At 64.3% G+C, this 18,817-nt stretch carries 15 protein-coding genes; 6 read left to right on the forward strand and 9 right to left on the reverse strand.

Features of this window, described 5'->3' with window-relative positions; genetic code table 11:
• Positions 1-55 precede the first annotated feature (55 nt).
• The 5 genes from S4A8_RS09510 to S4A8_RS09530 all read right to left on the reverse strand — a co-directional run bounded on the left by S4A8_RS09510 (position 56) and on the right by S4A8_RS09530 (position 5,552).
• On the reverse strand, positions 56-466 hold the full coding sequence (locus tag S4A8_RS09510; protein WP_353219954.1) for an ExbD/TolR family protein: 411 nt from the start codon (positions 464-466) through the stop codon (positions 56-58).
• Positions 463-1,074, reverse strand: a complete 612-nt coding sequence (locus S4A8_RS09515; protein ID WP_353219955.1) for a MotA/TolQ/ExbB proton channel family protein — start codon at positions 1,072-1,074, stop codon at positions 463-465. The genes S4A8_RS09510 and S4A8_RS09515 overlap by 4 nt, the downstream gene beginning before the upstream one ends.
• Before the next feature lie 85 nt (positions 1,075-1,159).
• Positions 1,160-3,319, reverse strand: coding sequence for a DNA internalization-related competence protein ComEC/Rec2 (locus S4A8_RS09520; protein ID WP_353219956.1), 2,160 nt, complete (start codon positions 3,317-3,319; stop codon positions 1,160-1,162).
• A gap of 273 nt (positions 3,320-3,592) precedes the next feature.
• Positions 3,593-4,309 (reverse strand): lipoprotein-releasing ABC transporter ATP-binding protein LolD, encoded by a 717-nt coding sequence (gene lolD, locus S4A8_RS09525; protein ID WP_353180018.1) that lies wholly within the window; start codon positions 4,307-4,309, stop codon positions 3,593-3,595.
• The gene (locus S4A8_RS09530) at positions 4,302-5,552 is read right to left on the reverse strand and encodes a lipoprotein-releasing ABC transporter permease subunit (RefSeq protein WP_353219957.1); all 1,251 of its coding nucleotides are present in this window, start codon (positions 5,550-5,552) and stop codon (positions 4,302-4,304) included. Before S4A8_RS09530 ends, lolD begins: the two co-directional genes overlap by 8 nt.
• A gap of 83 nt (positions 5,553-5,635) precedes the next feature.
• On the opposite strand from S4A8_RS09530, the gene S4A8_RS09535 reads away from it, so the two are divergent.
• The 4 genes from S4A8_RS09535 (at position 5,636) to mfd (ending at position 11,871) form a co-directional block, all read left to right on the forward strand.
• The gene (locus tag S4A8_RS09535; protein ID WP_353219958.1) at positions 5,636-6,046 is read left to right on the forward strand and encodes a hypothetical protein; all 411 of its coding nucleotides are present in this window, start codon (positions 5,636-5,638) and stop codon (positions 6,044-6,046) included.
• The gene (locus tag S4A8_RS09540) at positions 6,046-7,080 is read left to right on the forward strand and encodes an agmatine deiminase family protein (RefSeq protein ID WP_353219959.1); all 1,035 of its coding nucleotides are present in this window, start codon (positions 6,046-6,048) and stop codon (positions 7,078-7,080) included. Before S4A8_RS09535 ends, S4A8_RS09540 begins: the two co-directional genes overlap by 1 nt.
• The gene (locus tag S4A8_RS09545; protein ID WP_353219960.1) at positions 7,077-7,961 is read left to right on the forward strand and encodes a carbon-nitrogen hydrolase; all 885 of its coding nucleotides are present in this window, start codon (positions 7,077-7,079) and stop codon (positions 7,959-7,961) included. Before S4A8_RS09540 ends, S4A8_RS09545 begins: the two co-directional genes overlap by 4 nt.
• 415 nt (positions 7,962-8,376) lie before the next feature.
• Entirely contained in the window at positions 8,377-11,871 is a 3,495-nt protein-coding gene (gene mfd, locus S4A8_RS09550) for a transcription-repair coupling factor (protein ID WP_353219961.1), read from the forward strand.
• Positions 11,872-12,050: 179 nt separating this feature from the next.
• On the opposite strand, the gene S4A8_RS09555 is transcribed toward mfd, so the two are convergent.
• Positions 12,051-12,926, reverse strand: a complete 876-nt coding sequence (locus S4A8_RS09555) for a LysR substrate-binding domain-containing protein (RefSeq protein ID WP_353219962.1) — start codon at positions 12,924-12,926, stop codon at positions 12,051-12,053.
• A 384-nt stretch (positions 12,927-13,310) separates the two neighbouring features.
• Between S4A8_RS09555 and S4A8_RS09560 the strand changes: the two genes are divergently transcribed.
• Both S4A8_RS09560 and S4A8_RS09565 read left to right on the forward strand, forming a co-directional pair.
• Positions 13,311-14,885: a BCCT family transporter gene (locus S4A8_RS09560; protein WP_353219963.1), complete on the forward strand. Its 1,575-nt coding sequence runs from the start codon at positions 13,311-13,313 to the stop codon at positions 14,883-14,885.
• Positions 14,886-15,038: 153 nt separating this feature from the next.
• Positions 15,039-15,773 (forward strand): SDR family NAD(P)-dependent oxidoreductase, encoded by a 735-nt coding sequence (locus S4A8_RS09565; protein ID WP_353219964.1) that lies wholly within the window; start codon positions 15,039-15,041, stop codon positions 15,771-15,773.
• A 376-nt stretch (positions 15,774-16,149) separates the two neighbouring features.
• Here S4A8_RS09565 and S4A8_RS09570 read toward each other — a convergent pair whose 3' ends face one another.
• The 3 genes from S4A8_RS09570 to S4A8_RS09580 form a co-directional block, all read right to left on the reverse strand.
• A complete protein-coding gene (locus S4A8_RS09570) occupies positions 16,150-16,905 on the reverse strand; it encodes an S-methyl-5'-thioinosine phosphorylase (RefSeq protein ID WP_502950729.1) in 756 nt (251 codons plus the stop codon).
• Between the two features lie 72 nt (positions 16,906-16,977).
• A complete protein-coding gene (locus S4A8_RS09575; RefSeq protein ID WP_293625218.1) occupies positions 16,978-17,565 on the reverse strand; it encodes a hypoxanthine-guanine phosphoribosyltransferase in 588 nt (195 codons plus the stop codon).
• The gene (locus S4A8_RS09580) at positions 17,562-18,815 is read right to left on the reverse strand and encodes a mechanosensitive ion channel family protein (protein ID WP_353219966.1); all 1,254 of its coding nucleotides are present in this window, start codon (positions 18,813-18,815) and stop codon (positions 17,562-17,564) included. Before S4A8_RS09580 ends, S4A8_RS09575 begins: the two co-directional genes overlap by 4 nt.
• Between the last annotated feature and the right edge of the window lie 2 nt (positions 18,816-18,817).

The raw sequence follows: 18,817 nt of genomic DNA on the forward strand, positions 1-18,817 counted from the left end.
AAAGGCCTATACGTAAAAGTGAACAACCCGACGCGTCGTGCGCCGGGCCCGACGGTCAGCGGGCATCGCCACCGGTTGCGATCTCCACACGGTCGAATTCGGCCTGTGCGGCCGCGTCCATGGCCCGCACCACGGCCGCATGGCTGGCCGCACCATCTGCGCGTAAACGCAGCGGCCGATCCGGATATTGTGCCCGTAGTGATAGCAGCGATGCGACCAACGCATTCGCGGCGAGCCCACGGCCGTCGACGCGATAGCCGCCATCGGCATTAATCTCCACGATCACCGCCTGTTCGCTGGCCACCGCCTGGGCACTGGCCGCGCCGGGCAACTCCAGTTCGAGCTGCTTTTCGTCGATGAAGCGGCTCGAAACCATGAAAAAGATCAGCAGCAGAAACACCACGTCGATCAACGGGGTGAGATTGACCGATGGCTCCTGATCGGCGACGCGGCGTACGAATTTCATGTGCTTGGCGCGTCGCGCTGGTCTTCAATCAGACGCACCGCCCATTGCTCGAGCAGCAGGCCGCGTTTTTCCACCAGGCCGTTGAAATAGCGATAGGCCACCAGCGCCGGGATCGCCACGCACAACCCGGCCGCCGTGGTCACCAGCGCCTGGCCGATACCACCCGCCAGCGCCTGGGCATCGCCCAGCCCGGCTTCGGTCATCGTCGCGAAGATCTGGATCATGCCCGCCACCGTGCCGAGCAGACCCAGCAACGGCGTAATCGCGGCGATGGTGCCCAGCGTATTCAGATAGCGCGACATGTCGTGGGCGGCCTGACGGCCGGCCTCCTCGATCCGTTCGCGGCGAATGTCCGTGCCTTCACCGCGCGTCGCCATCACCGCGGCCCAGACACGGCCGAGCGGACTGTGCGCCTCCAGCGATTGTCGATCCGCGTTCGACAGCGCGGGCGAGCGTGCCAACTGGGCACGCTGTTCGAGCAGCCGCGGGGGCGCAACACGCTGGATATGCAATGCCCAGGCGCGCTCGATCACGATGGCGAGGCCGAGCACGGAACAGATCGCGATCGGTAGCATCAGCCAGCCACCGGCCGCCAGCATTTCTGCCATGCCTTTTCCTTGAATGTCAGGCAAGACGGCATGATAAGCGCCTGAATCGTTGCCGGCCACCCATACTGCCGGCAGGCCCACGCCCTCAGGGCGTATGCCACACCCGCGGCGCGCGCTCGCGCCAGCGTGTCACGCTGATCGCCGGTGCATCGGGCGCCATATCGAGTTCGATCGCGCCCGACGTGGCCGTATTGATGACATCTGCCCCCGCTGCCCCGAGCCGGCCCACCACCGCGGCATTGGGAAAACCCCAGCGGTTGTGCCAGCCGGCCGAGATGAGAGCCAGGCTGGGCGATACCGCCTCGACAAATGCGTTCGAGCTGGAACTGGCACTGCCGTGGTGGGCCACGACGAGTACATCCGCGGCCAGCGCATTCGCATCGCGCTCTACGAGCTGGGCCTCTGTCGCGGCCTCGATATCGCCCGGCAATAGTATGTGTCCGGCCGGCGCGTCGATACGCAGCAGGCAGGAACGCGCGTTATCGGTCATGCCAGAGGCGATATCGCTGTCGCGCGGATAGATCACGGAAAAATCCACGCCGTCCCAACGCCAGTGCTGACCGCTGCGGCAGGGCTGTGCGCTACCGGCCCCCAGACGACGCACGACCTTTAGTTGATCCACGATCGCCTGCGCGCCGCCCATATGGTCGATATCGCTATGGCTGATCATCAGGCGATCGACGCTTGCACGGCCGACATGGCGCAGATACGGCACCACGAACGCGCTTCCCGCATTGAAACCGGTGCGATAGGCCGGTCCCGCGTCATACACCAGCGTATGCGCACGCGTGCGCACCACCACAGCCAACCCCTGCCCGACATCCAGCACAGTCACGCGCAGCCCGCCCGCCGGAATGTCATCGATCGCGGGGCGCCAGCCCAGCAACGTCGGCAACAAAAACACCGGCGCCAACCAGCGCCCCGGCAGACCGCGCGGCATTGCCAGCAACGCGATACCCGTCACCGCCAGCACCAGCGCGATGGCCCCGGGCACCACTGGTTGCACCGTGGACCACGGCCAGGCTGCCAGCGCGGCCAGGCCGGGCCACGCTGCGCCCAGCACGGTGGCGACCAACGCCAGCACCGGCCCGCCCAGGGTCGGCACGACCAACGCGGCAATGGTCACCAGCAGCAACAGCGGCACCAACCCGACAGCCGTGGGAATCAACACCGCATTGACCAGCGGCGCGATCAAGGAGGTCTGCCCGAAAAACCAGGCGCCAAGCGGTGCGAGCCCGGCCACCAGTCCCAGCTGTAACCCAATGAAGCCGAGCACGCGCCGGCGCGTTGCCATGCGCGCCAGATAAACCAGCCACGCGACTGCGCCAAACGATAGCCAGAAACCCGGCGTGATCACCGATACCGGCGCCCAGACCACCACGACGATCGCGGCAATCGCCAGAATGCGCGACACCGCGATACGGCGCATCGTCACCACGGCGAACAAGCCACCGGCGACCATCACCAGTGCGCGCTGGGTGGGCAGTGCGAAACCAGCCAGCAAGGCATAGCTCAGCGCGCCCGCAAACGCCACGCCGCCGGCCAGTAGCGACGCCGGCGCGCGCGGTGCGATACGCAGTACCAGCCAGCGCGCAAATGCGAACAGCCAGAACGCGATGAGGCCGATATGCAGTCCGGAGATGGCCACAAGATGCGATGTGCCGGTCGCCCGCAGTACCTCCCATTGCGCATCGCTGATGCGATCGCGAATCCCCAGCGTGAGCGCCTCGATAATGCCGCGCATGGCGCTGGCCTCGAGATACGGCGCGATCCGCTGCACGGCCAACGCGCGCAGGCGGTCGATAGACCACGTCGCGCGGCCGTCGCAGTGGGTGGCGTGGCGGATATAGCCGGTGGCATCGATGCGCTCGCGCCAGAGCCAGGCTTCATAGTCGAACGTGCCAGGGTTGGCCGAGCCGTGCGGCGTCTCCAGTTTGAACGCGCCGGTCAAACAATCGCCGGGCAACAGATCGTCGCCATGGTCGTACCAGGACAGGCGCAGACGATAAGGCGCTGTATCGCGCACGAGCACGAAGCGCGTGCGATACGCTTCATGGGCGACGACGCCGGCGACATGCCCGGTCATGGTCACCGTTTCGCCGCTGCGTTCCAGCGGCCAGCGTGCGGCGAGTTGCTGTTGTATGCCGAAACTCGTCCAGGCGGTCGCACACGCCGCCACGACCAACAGCCCACGACCGGGCCAGCGCCATAAACACAGCAGTAACGCGACAACCGGCAACCACAAGGGAACCGGCGTCGGCTGAAGATAGGTGGTACCGACCGCCGCCACAAGACAAACAGCCAGCCAGCGCGGATCACGCTCGGCCACACGCAGGGCCCAGGCACACGCGCGTAGCCATCCCGCCTGCCTGCCAGCGATCGCACCCCACTGCCCCGTCATCCCCGTCCCGGCGTTTTATGAACACGCTTTTGGGTTGTGGGGGTCAGCCTAGCGCTTATTCACCGGCGGTAAAACGGCGCTGCCGGACTTCACTTGCAGCGCCGCGACGCGGACAGATCAGGCGAAGGCGCTGTCCTGGGCCGCCGACAGGCGCCCATCGGCCAGGCTCCAGACCTGATCCATGCGCTGGGCCAGTTCGCGGTCGTGGGTGACCATCACCAGGCTGGTATTCATCGACGCATTGAGCTCGAGCATCATGTCGAACACGCTCGACGCGGTGCGATGATCGAGGTTGCCGGTCGGCTCATCCGCCAGAATACAGGCCGGGCGCGTAACCAGTGCCCGTGCCACCGCTGCGCGCTGGCGTTCGCCGCCGGACAGTTCCGTGGGCTTGTGATCCAGGCGCGCGCCCAGGCCCACCTGGCGCAATAGATCGCGGGCCGCGTCCAGTGCCTTTTTCGGCGGTCCACGCCGAATCAAAAGCGGCATGGCCACGTTCTCGACCGTGGTGAACTCCGGCAGCAGATGATGAAACTGGTAGATGAAACCCAGCTTTTCGTTACGCAGCTTGCCGCGGGCGGCGTTCGACAGCGTGGTCATGTTGCGACCGGCGATATGAATCTCGCCCTGGGTGGGCACATCGAGCCCGCCCAGCAGATGCAGCAGTGTCGACTTGCCCGACCCGGAGGCGCCGATCACCGCGATCTTGGCCCCGGGCGCGACATTCAGGTTGATATCGTCGAGCACGGTGATCGGCTCGCGGACTTCCGTGAACGTCTTGGACAGATGCGTGCAGCCAAGCACGCTCGTGGTCGCGTCGCTGGAATTACTCATAACGCAGCGCCTCGGCCGGTTGCACGCGGGCGGCTCGCCACGCGGGATAGAGCGTCGACAGGAACGACAGCACCAGCGACAGCAGCGCAATGCGCACCACGTCGGTTTCGTGCAGCTCGGCCTTGAGCTGGCTGATGTAGTACACGTCGGCCGACAGCAGATCGGTGTTCAACAGACTTTCGAGCATGGGCACGATGTGTTCGATATTGATCGACAGCAACACACCCAGCACCACGCCCACGACCGTGCCGATCACGCCGATCAGCGAGCCCTGGACCATGAAGATCGCCATCACCGACTTCGGCGACATGCCCAGCGTGCGCAAAATGGCGATATCGCCCTGCTTGTCGGTGACCACCATCACCAGCATCGACACGATATTGAATGCCGCCACCGCGATAATCAGGCTCAGGATGATGAACATCACCGTCTTTTCGGTGGCGATGGCGTGAAAGAAGTTGGCGTGCTGGCGGGTCCAGTCGGACATGCGCTTGCCGGGGTCGAGCATGACCTCCAGCTGTCGGCTGACATCGGGCGCATCGAACATGTCCTTGAGATGCAGCCGTACACCGGTCACGCCGTCGCCCATGTTGTAAAGCGTGGCGGCATCGCCCATATGGATCATGACCATACCGCGGTCGTATTCGTACATGCCGACCTGGAATATCCCGCCGACGGTAAAGCGCCGGAACCGCGGCACGATGCCGGCCGGGGTGATATTGGCCTCGGGAATCATCAGGTCGACCTTGTCGCCTACGCCCACGCCCAGAATCGCCGCCAGTTCCGCGCCGATGACGATGCGGTACTTGCCTTTCTCGAGCGAGTCGAACTGGCCGGCGACCATGTGGTCGGCCACATCCGACACCTTGCGTTCCTTGTCGGGCAACACGCCGCGAATCATCGTGCCGGCCATGTTGCGCCCGCTGCGGACCATGCCTTCGCCGCTGATATAGGGCGCCGATCCGGTCACATCGGCCAGCCGCGTATCGACCTGGTTTTCCACGTTCTGCCAGTTCTGCAATGCCCCGCGCCCGGCCGAGATCTCCACATGCGAGGCCATGCCGAGAATGCGGTCGCGCAGTTCCGCCTCGAAACCGTTCATGACCGACAGCACGGTAATCAGCAGCATCACCGCGAGCGCAATTCCGCCCATCGAGATGGACGAAATGAACGAGATGAAATGGTTGCGCCGCTTGGCCCGCGTGTATTTCAGGCCGGCGTAGAGTTCGAGGGGTCTAAACATTGGCGCGCATTAAAGCATAATGGTTGCGATCGGCGCAGGGGGTCTGACGCCGAAAACCATCGTCGGGGATTTGAGTCATGCGCATGAGAACGTCTCTGCTTGTTTTAGTTCAGATTTCGGGACTGTTTTTGATCAGTGGCGCGGCCTGCGCTCAGTCGAACAGCGGTTACGCTGACGACAGTACTTCCGATTCCGGCACTAGCCAGACACAAACGCGCGGCACGGTACTCGATATGCCCGCCGGCGAAAACACGGTACAGGGTGCGGCCACGCCGCGCCCGGACACCCCGCCGCGTGGCATGACCAAGGCGCGCGTGGAGGCGCGATACGGTGCGCCGCTGAGCAAGAGCCAGCCGGTGGGCCAGCCGCCGATCACCCGCTGGGACTATCCCGAGTATCGGCTGTATTTCGAGTATGACCATGTGCTGCACGCGGTCGTGCCCGATCATTTCGAACCCGTCACCCATAGCGACGAACTTCAGCCTGCCAATTGATGACCGAACGTGTATTGCCGCCGGAATGGGCGGCCCAACAAGCCACCGTTCTCGTCTGGCCGCGCAGCGGCGGCGACTGGGGCGATGGCCTCGACGCCGCCCGCGATGCCATCGCCGAGTTCGCCGCCGTGCTCTGCGACTATCAACCCGTGATTCTGGCCGCCGCCGACGCCGAATGTCGCGCCAGCATCGCCGCGCATCGGCTGCTTGCCGATCTTGCATCACTGACCGTGGTTGACGTGGCCAACGATGATATCTGGGCCCGGGATACCGGCCCGATCACGGTATTCGACGACGGCGCACGACGTTTTCTGGATTTTCGTTTCGACGGCTGGGGCGGCCAGTTCGAAGCCAGCCGCGACGATGCCTTCACCGCCGCCCTGCATGCCACCGGCGTATTGGGCGACAGCCCGATCGAGCGCCACGAGATCACGCTTGAAGGCGGCAGCATCGAATCCAACGGCGCGGGCGCGGTGCTCACCACCGAGCGCTGCCTGCTGCAGGGCCGGCGCAACGCCGGCTTCGATCGGGATCGCGCCGTCGCCGCGCTGGCCGACGCCCTGGGTGCCGACACCGTCCACTGGCTCACCCGGGGCGATCTCATCGGCGACGATACCGATGGCCATATCGACACCTTGGCCCGTTTCGTCGCCACCGATACCATCGCCTACCAGGGCTGTCGCGACCCACAGGACGCGCACCACGACGCGCTTGACGCCATGGCCGAAGAACTGGCCGCCCTGCGCGATGCCCAGGGCCAGCCCTATCGACTGGTCGAACTGCCGCTGCCCGCGCCGGTGCACGATCCGGAAGACGGTCATCGCCTGCCGGCCGGCTATGCCAACTTTCTTATCGCCAACGGCTGTGTGGTCATCCCCGCCTTCGACGATCCGGCCGACGACGACGCCCACGAGATCATCGCCGGGCTGTTCCCGGATCGCGATATTCGCCGCGTCGACAGCCGTGCCTTGATTCGCCAGCACGGCGGCCTCCATTGTGCGGCCATGCAAATTCCTGCCGAGTTGCCTCGATGAACGATTCCGCCCCGCTGCGCGTTGCCGTGGCGCAATATGCCTGCACGCCCGACCCCGCCACCAATCTGGATACCGCGGTCGCGCATATCGAACAGGCCGGCGCCGCCGGCGCAAAGCTCGTGCTGCTGCCCGAGCTGCACAACACGCCCTACTTCTGCCAGCGCGAAGACCCGGCGCTGTTCGATCTGGCCGAACCGATCCCCGGTCCGTCCACCGAACGCCTGGCCGCGGCCGCCCGTGATGCCGGCGTGGTGGTGGTCGCCTCGCTGTTCGAACGCCGTGCGGCCGGGCTGTATCACAACACCGCAGTGGTACTGGATGCCGACGGAACGCTGGCCGGGCGCTATCGCAAGATGCATATTCCGGACGATCCGGAATACTACGAAAAATACTATTTCACCCCGGGCGATCTCGGCTTCACGCCGATCGATACCTCCATCGGCCGGCTCGGTGTGCTCGTGTGCTGGGATCAGTGGTATCCGGAAGCTGCCCGCCTCATGGCCCTGGCCGGCGCCGAACTGCTGGTCTATCCCTCGGCGATCGGCTGGGACGATGCCACCGACGACGCGCCCGAACAGCAGCGCCAACTCGACGCCTGGCAAGGCGTTCAACGCGGCCATGCCATCGCCAACGGCCTCGCCGTGGTCACCTCCAACCGGGTGGGCATCGAGGGCGACAACACCACCGAAATCCGTTTCTGGGGGCACAGCTTCGTATTCGGCCCGCAGGGCGAAACACTCGCCGAAGCCGGCGAAAGCAGCGAACTGCTGGTTGCCGACGTCGATCTGCATCGCACCGAGTCGGTACGCCGTATCTGGCCGTTCCTTCGCGATCGCCGTATCGATGCCTTCGACGATATCACCCGGCGTTATCGCGACTGATCACGACACGAGCGCGTTTTCGACATCGGCTATTGGGGCGGCAGCCGCTATGGATTTTGAAAAGCCTAAACTCGCCGCGAATGAAGCCAGACCCGTTATGCGGGTTTTGGCGTTCGGCTTAGCGCTTATCAGCTGGTTGGTCGTGCTATCGCTGGCTTACGAAACCTACCGTTACGCGGTCGCACCCGTTGAAGGCTGGTCATTTCTTTTCGGCGCGTTGGTCATGGCAATCTGGTCGTCATACGTCGCCCTGCGAGGCTTCGTGCCGCCCTGGGTGCTTCGGCTCCTTCCGTTTTTAGGGGCCGCCACGAATGGGCGAAGAATAAGGCGTCGATAGGCAAAGCCCTACCGCAACTGAGCTCGGCCATTCCATGCCCGCCTCGGGCCTCGACTATGCAATAATCCGCCGCTTCTCATGGCTGTCGTAACCGAAAACAACGCAAACACCCGTGCCCTGGCGCCGCCGGCGCTGCGCGCGGGTGCACACGATGCCTGGCAGGGTCTGCACGGCTGTGCCACGTCGATCGCGCTGGCGCGTGCCGCCCAGGCCCGCGATGGGCTGACCGTGGCCGTGGTGGCCGACGAGCACCGCGCCTATCGTCTGGAAGAGGAACTACGCTTCTTTTCCGACGAAAACCTCGCCGTGCGTCATTTCCCGGACTGGGAAACCCTGCCCTACGACGTATTTTCGCCGCATGCGGATATCATCTCCGAGCGGCTGGCCCTGTTGCACAGCCTGCCGGGCATGGGGCGCGGTATTCTCATTATCGCTGCCGATACGCTGGTCCAGCCGCTGCCGCCGACCACCTTCGTGGACGCACGGGCAATGGTCTTCAAGGTCGGCGACACGCTCGATTTCCATGCCCTGCGTGAACGCCTGGAAGCCGCCGGCTATGCGGCCGTTTCCGAGGTGCGCACCCACGGCGAATATGCCATTCGCGGCGCGGTGATGGATCTCTACCCGATGGGCTCGAACACGCCCTATCGGCTGGATCTGTTCGACGATGAAATCGACACCATCCGCGCCTTCGATGCCGACTCCCAACGCTCCACGGACAAGCTGGAGTCGATCCGACTGCTGCCGGCGCGCGAGTTTCCGCTCGACGACGACGCCATCAAGGCATTTCGCTCGCGCTATCGCCAGCGCTTCGAGGGCGATCCGGGCGCGAGCGTGATCTATCGCGATGTCTCGCGCGGCATTCCGCCGGGCGGCATCGAGTCGTATCTGAGCCTGTTCTTCGACGAGACCGCGGCCCTGTTCGATTATCTGCCCGCCGACACGGCGATCGTGGAACTCGGCGATGTCGACGAGGCGCTGGCCACCGCCTGGCGCTCGATCGAATCCCGCCACGAACAGCGCAGTGTCGACCCGGAGCGCCCGCTGCTCGCCCCGGCAGAGGCCTTCGTCACGCCCGATCGCCTGCGCAGCGGACTGGACGGGCTCACCGCCGCCCGTATCGTCGACGAGGCGATCTCGGCCGACGCGGTATTCGACGTGGCGCCGGTGCCGCCAATGTCCGGCGCCGATATCGCGGCCACCGGGCGCGCGCTGCGCAGCTTCTTCGACGAGTTCGAGGGTCGAATCCTCATTACCGGCGACTCGGCCGGCCGCCGCGAAGCGATGCGCGACTGGCTCACCTCGCTGGGCCTGGCCCCGGCCCGTGCCGAGGGCTGGTCCGACTTCATCGACCACAACAAGCATATCGCCGTGACCAGCGCGCCGCTGGAAGCCGGTGCGGTGCTCGCCGGCGATGGCATCGCCATCATTGCCGAAAGCCAGCTCACCGGCAGTCGCCCGCCCGCCAAGAAGCGCCGCCGTGTCACCCGCGACCCGGAAACGGCGATTCGCGAGCTCACCGACCTGGCCCCCGGCGCGCCGGTCGTGCATCAGGATAATGGCGTGGGCCGCTACAAGGGCCTGCAAAAGCTCTCCGCCGGCGGGGTGGAAAACGAATTCGTCACCATCGAATACGCCGGCGGCGATCTGCTCTATGTGCCGGTCGCCTCGCTGCATCTGGTGCATCGCTTCACCGGCGCGGACGCCGAAACCGCGCCCTTGCACCGGCTGGGCAACGACCGCTGGGCCAAGGCCCGCAAGAAGGCAGCCAAACGTGCCCGCGACGTCGCCGCCGAGCTGCTCGAAATCCAGGCTCGACGCGCCGCTCGCGAAGGCGTGGCGATGGTGCCCGACGCCGACGACTATGCCCGTTTTGCCGCCGGCTTCGCCTTCGAGGAAACGCCGGACCAGCAGCGCGCCATCGACGAAGTGCTGGCCGATCTGGCCAAGGCCACGCCCATGGATCGCGTGGTCTGTGGCGACGTGGGCTTCGGCAAGACCGAGGTCGCCCTGCGTGCAGCCTTTGCCGCCATATCGGCCGGCTATCAGGTCTGTGTGCTGGTGCCCACCACCCTGCTCGCCCAGCAGCATTATCAGAACTTCGCCGACCGCTTTGCCGACTGGCCGGTCAAGGTCGCGGCCCTGTCGCGGCTGCGCACCGGCAAGCAGCGCGACGAACTGCTGGACGATATGCAAAACGGCAAGCTGGATATCGTTATCGGCACCCATCGGCTGCTGCAAAAAGATATTCGCTTCAAGAAGCTCGGCGTGCTCATCGTCGACGAAGAACACCGCTTCGGCGTGCGTCACAAGGAACGCATCAAGAGCCTGCGTGCCCAGGTCGATCTGCTCACGCTCACCGCCACGCCGATTCCGCGCACGCTCAACATGAGCCTGTCCGGCCTGCGCGATCTATCGATCATCGCCACGCCGCCGGAATCGCGCCTGGCCATTCAGACGTTCGTGTCGCGCCAGGACACCGCGCTCATTCAGGAAGCCGTGCGCCGTGAAATGCGTCGCGGCGGGCAGGTCTACTACCTGCATAACAAGGTCAAGGACATCGAGCGCGTCGCCCGCGATCTGGGCGCGATCCTGCCGGAAGCCCGTATTCGGGTGGCCCACGGCCAGATGCACGAGCGCGAACTCGAAGCCGCCATGCTCGATTTCTATCATCGGCGCTTCGATATCCTGCTCTGCACCACGATTGTTGAATCCGGCATCGACGTGCCGAGTGCGAACACCATCATCATCGACCGGGCCGATACCTTCGGCCTCGCCCAGCTGCACCAGCTGCGTGGGCGCGTGGGCCGGTCGCACCATCGTGCCTATGCTTATCTGCTCACCCCGCCCCGGGAATCGATGACGCCGGACGCGGAAAAGCGCCTCGACGCCCTCGCCTCGCTCGGCGATCTGGGGGCCGGTTTTGCCCTGGCCACCCACGATCTGGAAATCCGTGGCGCGGGCGAGCTGCTTGGCGAAGGCCAGTCCGGCCAGATTCAGGAAATCGGCTTCGATTTATACCGGCAGATGCTCGACCGCGCCGTGGGTGCGTTCAAGCGCGGCGAAGTGCCCGAGGCCGATGCCGACGAACTGATGTCGGCCACCGAAGTCGAACTGGGCGCGCCGGCGCTTCTGCCCGAGGAATACATCCCGGACGTGCATATCCGGCTGGTGCTCTATAAACGCATCAGTTCGGCCAAGGACGAAGCCGCCCTGCGCGCGCTCAAGGTCGAGCTGATCGACCGCTTCGGCCTGCTGCCCGAAGCCACGGAAACCCTGTTCGCCGCCACCGCGCTCAAGCTCATGGCCAGCCCGCTGGCCATCGCCAAGATCGAGGCCGGCCCCGACGTGGGCCGACTCAACTTCGCCCGCAACAGCCGTATCGACCCGGCCCGCCTGATAGCGCTGGTGCAGTCGGATGCAAAACGCTACCGCCTGGAAGGCGATGCCCGCCTAGTGTTTTTCCGCGACATGCCGGACGTCGAAACCCGAGTCGAACATATCCAAACGTTGCTGGAAAAACTCGGCGCCCCGGCACCGAATGAAGCCGAGGCCGCCGTCGAGAAAAGCTAGCCAGGCCAACCGCTCGACAAGCAACTAATCATGCCGCCTGCAAGCGCGCGTCGGCCGTCCGATATCGACATCGACGGCGGCATCGCAAAAAGGCGATCTTCAAAACCGCGGCCGTCATCATGGCGATCGCAGCGTTGGGCATGCTCACCGATGTGTTCTGACTCCTGGCGTTCAGTGCTCTAGCGGAAGTGACGCTGCTTTCTAACGCGGTCTACGATCAGCTCGGCAAGCGACGACGCGGCACGGTTGGCGCGGCCTTCGCGGCGAAATAGCCGTATGTCGATCGAAGGGAGTTCGGGCAGGCCCGCCTGGCGAGGGTCGAGAATCTCCAGTTCGGAATCGACCATGCTCGGAATGGCAACGGTGACGGCCAGGCCGGCAACCACGGCCACGCGCAGCGCGCCGAAGGCCTGGCTTTCGTAGGCCGAGCGCCACGGCAGTCCGGCACGATCGAGCGCCTCGGTGGCCGCGGCACGAAACGCACAGATGCCTTGCGGCCACAGCGCCAGCGGTAGCGGCCGGCACAGGTGTGCAGCAGCGCCTGGCGCGACGGCCCACACCAGCGGTTCCCTGCGCAGCTGCTGGCCGCCCGCCAGGCCAGCTTGGCGGGTGACGATCGCCATGTCGATATCGCCCGCCTCGACTTGTTCGACGAGGGTGACACTAAGTTCCGAACGCACTTCCATCTCGACCTGCGGATGGCGCTCTGCGAACAGCGCCAGCGTCTCCGGCATGTACAGGGCAAAGTCGGCAGGCAGGCCCAAACGGACCTCGCCGGCAACTTCGTCGCCCGCAACACGTTCTCGCAACTCGGAACTGAGCCGCAGCATCTCGCGTGCATAACCGAGCGCTTCACGCCCGGCACGCGTGGGCTTGAGCTGACGCGATGTGCGCGCGACCAGCGCCACGCCAAGCGACGCTTCCAGGCGTTGCAGCTGCATGCTGATCGCCGACTGCGAGTAGTTCATCTGCTCGGCCGCCGCGGTAAAGCTGCCGCTCTCGACGATGGCAACAAAACTCTGCATGGCTTTCAGGTCGACCACGGGCGTACGCATTACCTATCAACTTTATTGATGCTTCTTTCAATAATTAGCGTTTCACAGATAGGGCTGCCGGGTCCATATTCGCGCGTCTCTGGGAGGCGGCCATCCTATTAGTGGGTGGCGAGTAAACACGTTTGCCGGCGCTTGCCCGGCGCCCATGTGTGACGCCCGCGCAGACATGGCCACTTCGGGCCGGCATGAACGTTGTTGGCAACGACCTGCCGCGCGCCTGAACTAAGGCGATAGGCCGCGCCTCAATCTGGTGCTTGGCGCTCCGCGGCGGGCGCTGCGGCAGCGAACGCCACGCACACCATCGCAGCGGTACGAAGCACCGCTCTGCCAGCGCGGCGGCGGCCTGCGCACCGTGACCCGTTCAGCTTCAACAGGAATAACGTTTTGTCTCGACTGAAAAATTACATTCAAACCCACACCAACCCGCCGGTGTTTCTCATATCCGGCGGGATTATGCTGGTCATGGTCGCGTGGGCGTCGCTCGCGCCGGCGCCGTTCTCGCGTGTCGCCAATCAGGTAAACGACTTCATCAGCACCTATTTCGACTGGCTGTACGTGTTCAGCATGGCCGCGTTTCTGGTGTTCGTGGTCGGCGTGGCATTCAGTCGTGCCGGCCGCTTGCGGCTCGGCCCGGATGATTCGCGGCCCGAGTTCAGCACCTTTTCATGGCTGTCGATGATGTTCACCTGCGGGATGGGTGTCGGGCTCGTTTATTACGGCGTCGCCGAACCGGTCATGCTTTACCAGAACCCGCCGTTCGGCGAGGGTCAGACCGCGGCCGCTGCCCAGACCGCCATGAACTACACCTTCTACCACTGGGGGCTGCACCCCTGGGGTGCCTATATTGTGCTCGGCCTGGCGCTGGGCTATTTCTCCTATCGGCGAGGACTGCCACTCAAACCGGCCTCCGCGTTCTATCCGCTCATAGGCGATCGCATCTATGGCCCGATCGGGCACACGATCGATATTCTCGCGGTGTTCGGCACCCTGTTCGGCCTGGCCACCTCGATTGGCCTGGGTGCGAGCCAGATCGCCGCGGGATTGAGCGGCATGCTGCCGGTCAGCAGCGGGCTCGGCACACAGCTGGCAATCATTCTGGTGGTCGAACTGATCGCCATCGGCAGCGTGATGATGGGCATCAGTGCCGGTATTCGTCGGCTATCGCTATTCAACGCGGCGCTGGCAGGGTTACTGGCCCTGTTCGTGTTCATTGCCGGACCAACGCTGTATATCCTCAGTTATCTGGGCACCGATCTCGGCTACTACATTCAGAATCTGCCGCTGACGAGTCTGCGCCTGTTCACCGACGAACAGGGCGAAGCATTCCAGACCGCGTGGACGATCTTCGACTGGGGCTGGTTCATTTCCTGGTCGCCGTTCGTCGGCATGTTCATCGCACGCATATCGCATGGCTACACCATTCGCCAGTTCATTCTGGGCACACTGCTGGTGCCCAGTGGTGCATCCATTGCATGGTTCGTTATTTTCGGGCGTACCGCGCTCCACGGCCTGCTCGAAGGCGGTGGTAATCAGGCCCTGCTGGATGCGGACGCATCGCACATGATCTTCGTGGTCCTCGATGCCCTGCCGGTGGCGGGTACGCTGGCCGCTGTCGCGGCCATGCTGCAAATCGTCGTGGTCACCCTTTTCTTCGCGACCTCGTCGGATTCCGGTTCGCTGGTCGTCGACATTCTCACCAATGGCGGCGATCCGCATCCGATCTGGGAACAGCGTCTGTTCTGGGCGATTCTTGAAGGCGTTATCGCGGCGGTTCTGCTGGTCGCCGGCACGCTTGGGGGCGGCGATCCGCTGAGCGCAATTCAGACGGCGTCGGTCACCTCCGGGCTGCCTTTCTGCTTTGTGCTGCTCACCATGTGTTACACCCTGTTTCGCGCAATGTCGCAAGAGCTCGAACAGGGAACGGCGTCGTTTGCACGTAAATTAAGCAACGCAGCCTGACAGCCGCGTGCAGTCGGTCTATCGCCGACAGCCGGCAAGGCTGTCGGCGAGCCGAAACGGCATGCAGCTTCGGCGCGGAGAGGTTTTCCGGTGCTGTCAGCGAGGCCTATAGCCTCTGCACGACCATTTGCCCTGCTGGGGAGACCGACTTCAATGAATCGCTTCGAAACGAAAGTAGCCTTGGTCACGGGCGGCCGTGCCGGTATCGGACATGCAATCGCTCGTCGCCTGCAAAGCGAAGGTGCAACTGTCATCACGGCACAACGCGGCACGGACACGGCGTTCGATTCCATCAGTGCGGACTTCTGCGATTCGAACGCGCCCGCTCGAATCATCGACGAGGTGATCGCACGATACGGGCAGTTGGACGTACTGGTGAACAGTGCCGGCATGATGCAGGAGGCGCCCATCGAGCAGACGACGTTCGAGGCCTGGCAGCGCAATATCGCGCTCAACCTGAGTGCGCCGTTCCTGCTTATCCGTGCTGCCCTGCCTTACCTGCGCAGCACCCACGGCAACATCGTGAACGTGGGTTCGCTGGAAGGCCTGGCCGCCAACCCCAATCACGCTGCCTACTGCGCAACCAAGGCCGGACTGCACGGGCTTACCCGGGCGGTCGCCGTGGATCACGGGCACGAGAATATTCGCTGCAATGCAGTCGCCCCCGGCTGGATCGACACCGACCTGAACGCCCAATTGGTAGCCAATGCCGTGGACGCCGATGCGTTCCAGCGGGATCTGGCCCGAATTCACCCGCTACGGCGTGCCGGTCGCCCGGAAGAAGTGGCCGCGCTCGTGGCCTTTCTGGCCTCGGACGACGCGGCGTTCGTCAGCGGTGAAATATATCGCGTGGACGGCGGTCGTAGCGCCCAGCTCAGCGCGCCGTAAGCAACACTGCATCGGCGCGCAGGGAACCCGGCGAAGCAGCGCCCTTGCTCATCGGACACACTTTAGGGCTCACTACCGGATTCCTACCGAAAGCGCTCGAATCCGGCGATGCTTGCTGTTCATCAAGTGGAGTAGCAAGAGGCGATCGTTCTCTCGCAAACCGTAAACGCGGCCTCAAGACTCGACGATCTATGTTTACGCCGCCCATTGGTCGCTTTTGCCTTGACGGCTTTCAGGGTCGCGCCACGTGTTGCCAATAATGCCACGCCGCCGACGGCGCAGGCCGCGCGCCTAACCGGTACGGATGGTCGTCTGAAAGCCGTTCAGGCGGCGTGTTACGCCATTTAGCCAAGCGCAACCAAGTCCAGCGAGCCGGTCAACCGAGCTGCAGCAGAACCGCGACCAGAAGCCGCTCGATATCCGCCATCCCCTGGGCGAGCGTGGCCTCGATTTCGGCATGAATGGCGGTGCCACCGCTTCGGCCGGCCGCTTTATTGACCACGACTGCGCAGCAGGCATAGTCGAGGCCGGCTTCGCGGGCGAGCGCGGCTTCGGGCATGCCGGTCATGCCGACGACGTCGCAGCCGTCGCGGGCCATGCGGTCGATTTCGGCCGCGGTTTCGAGACGTGGGCCCTGGGTGACGCCGTGTACGCCGCCCGCGGCCGGATCGAGATTCAGTTCGGTGGCGGCGCTCACCAGCGCTTTCGACAGCGTGGCGTCGTAGGGCTCGGTGAAGTCGATATGGTCGAGCAGCCCGCCTTCGGGGGCGTCGTAGAAGCTGTGCGCCCTGCCCCAGCTGTAATCGATAATCTGATCGGGAATGACGATGCGCCCGGAGCGCATGGGCTCGGTGATGCCGCCGACCGCGGCGATGGCGATCACCTGCTTGCAGCCGGCATCGGCAAGCGCCTGGATATTGGCGCGGTAGTTGATACGGTGCGGGGCGAGCTTATGGCCCGGGCCGTGGCGCATGACGAAACACACCGAACGGCCCGCGAGATGGCCGCATACCAGCGGGCCGGAGGGTACACCCCAGGGCGTGTCGATATCGGTGTGTGTTTCCCCGGCCTCCAGTGCGGCCAGATCAGCCAGCGCGGTGCCGCCGATGATGCCGATGGGCGCGGTGTCGATTTCGCTCATATACGACTCGTTCGATACCAGCAGGCCGCCCGGCGCACACCGCGCCGGGCGCGATCGACGGCTTCAGCCGCCGTGCTTGGGATGGGTGTCGCCCTCGACGGCATAGACGGCCGGTAGCTGGCGGAAATAGCCCTTGTAGTCCATGCCGGCACCGAAGACGTAGCGGTCCTCGATCTCGGCTCCGACGATATCGGCATGCACGCCGGGCGTGCAGCGGTCGTGGTTCTTGCGTAGCAGCATGGCCGTGGTCACCGAGGCCGCGCCCTGGGCTTCGATGGCGTTGATGATGGCTTCCAGCGTATGCCCTTCGTCGAGGATGTCGTCGATGATGCAGACATGGCGGCCGTCCAGGCGCAGCCCGGGGCTGACCTTCCACACCAGTTCGCCGCCGCTGGTTTCGCCGCGATAACGCGTGGCGTGCAGGTAATCCAGCTCGAAGGCGAAGTCCAGCCGCTTGGTGATTTCGGCCGTCGGGTGCATGCCGCCGAACATCACGCACATCATGATCGGCGCCTTGTCGGCCAGCTGTGCGGTGATCTGCTCGGCCATGCGGTCGTAGCAGGCATCCAGCTCGGCTGCGTCGATCAAACAGTCGGCATTTGCGCGTACCGCGCGGGCCTCGTCGTAACGTTCTGAATCAAAACCGCTCATGCTTCGCCTTCTTCGGTCGGGCTATCCGGGCCCTGGGTGGAGGTATAGCCACGTGTCTTTTCACGCGTGATCGCTCGATCGCGCTCGGATTGTACCTTCTCGGTGTCGATCTCTTCTTCCCGATCGTCATCTTCATCGCGCTCGGCGCGTGCGAAGTGTACGGCCTCAGGCACGTGCATGGTGGTCGTCGGATAGGCAATCGCCGCCCCATGATCACGTACGACATCCTGCACACGCTGCAATACGCTTTGCTTGATGGCCAGGAATTCGGCCCAGTCCGTGGTGTAGGTATAGCAATACACCAGCAGGTTGAGCGCACTTTCGCCGAGGCTGTCGAGATAGGTGAGAATCACCTGATCGCTGTCGATCGCCTCGTCTTCATCGAGCATCTTGCGCACCGCTTCGACGATATCGGGTATCGCCGCGGCGTCGTCGTAGCGCACGGCCACCGTTTCCATGATGCGCCGATGACTCATGCGCGACGGGTTTTCCAGCGCTACGTTGGAGAACACCGCATTGGGCACATACAACGGGCGCATATCGAAACGCCGCACGGTGGTCGCGCGCCAGCCGATCGCCTCGACCGTACCTTCGATATCCCGATCCGGCGAGCGTATCCAGTCGCCCACCGAAAACGGTCGGTTGAGATAGATGGTCAAGCCACCAAAGATATTGGCCAGCACGTCGCGGGCGGCAAAACCCAGGGCGATACCGCCGATGCCGGAAAAAGCGAGTAACGCCGAGGGCGATACGCCGAAGACCTGCATGATCATCAACGCGGCGGTGATCAGGGTCGCGATACGCAGCAGCTTACCGATGGCATCCGCGGTGGTGGCATCGATGGCATTCTCGCGCCCGGCCGCGCGCGCCAGCGCATTGGCGCCGACCGAGCGGATCATGCGGAACACGAACCAGGTGAACAGCGCGACCAGAATTACGCCGCGCCCTTCCGGCACATATTCCAGCCAGGCCAGCCCGTCTTCGGGGCGTGAGATGCGGATCGCCATCGACAGCCCGATGACCCAGATCAGCCCCTGAACCGGGCCGTTGACGCTGTAGTAGATCGCGTCGTCCCAGATATTGGGGCTTTTTTCCACACGCCGGCGCAAACAACCCAGCAACCAGCGCGTGAGTAGATCGGCCAGGCCCGTGATCAGCACGATGCCGAACACATCGAGCGCCACGCCCCATTGTTCGTGCAGACGCTGGTACTCGCTAATCAGCGTCTGTAGCCATCCCCAATCCGGCATAG

This window comes from Salinisphaera sp. S4-8 (assembly GCF_040361235.1).
Classification (GTDB): domain Bacteria; phylum Pseudomonadota; class Gammaproteobacteria; order Nevskiales; family Salinisphaeraceae; genus Salinisphaera.

Bases quoted from the DNA above. Each gene is read 5' to 3' on its own strand.
- S4A8_RS09545 (WP_353219960.1), top strand. From the start codon at position 7,077: ATGAACGATTCCGCCCCGCTGCGCGTTGCCGTGGCGCAATATGCCTGC.
- lolD (WP_353180018.1), bottom strand. From the start codon at position 4,309: ATGAGTAATTCCAGCGACGCGACCACGAGCGTGCTTGGCTGCACGCAT.
- S4A8_RS09540 (WP_353219959.1), top strand. From the start codon at position 6,046: ATGACCGAACGTGTATTGCCGCCGGAATGGGCGGCCCAACAAGCCACC.
- mfd (WP_353219961.1), top strand. From the start codon at position 8,377: ATGGCTGTCGTAACCGAAAACAACGCAAACACCCGTGCCCTGGCGCCG.
- S4A8_RS09555 (WP_353219962.1), bottom strand. From the start codon at position 12,926: ATGCGTACGCCCGTGGTCGACCTGAAAGCCATGCAGAGTTTTGTTGCC.
- S4A8_RS09575 (WP_293625218.1), bottom strand. From the start codon at position 17,565: ATGAGCGGTTTTGATTCAGAACGTTACGACGAGGCCCGCGCGGTACGC.
- S4A8_RS09565 (WP_353219964.1), top strand. From the start codon at position 15,039: ATGAATCGCTTCGAAACGAAAGTAGCCTTGGTCACGGGCGGCCGTGCC.
- S4A8_RS09515 (WP_353219955.1), bottom strand. From the start codon at position 1,074: ATGGCAGAAATGCTGGCGGCCGGTGGCTGGCTGATGCTACCGATCGCG.
- S4A8_RS09530 (WP_353219957.1), bottom strand. From the start codon at position 5,552: ATGTTTAGACCCCTCGAACTCTACGCCGGCCTGAAATACACGCGGGCC.
- S4A8_RS09535 (WP_353219958.1), top strand. From the start codon at position 5,636: ATGAGAACGTCTCTGCTTGTTTTAGTTCAGATTTCGGGACTGTTTTTG.
- S4A8_RS09510 (WP_353219954.1), bottom strand. From the start codon at position 466: ATGAAATTCGTACGCCGCGTCGCCGATCAGGAGCCATCGGTCAATCTC.
- S4A8_RS09580 (WP_353219966.1), bottom strand. From the start codon at position 18,815: ATGCCGGATTGGGGATGGCTACAGACGCTGATTAGCGAGTACCAGCGT.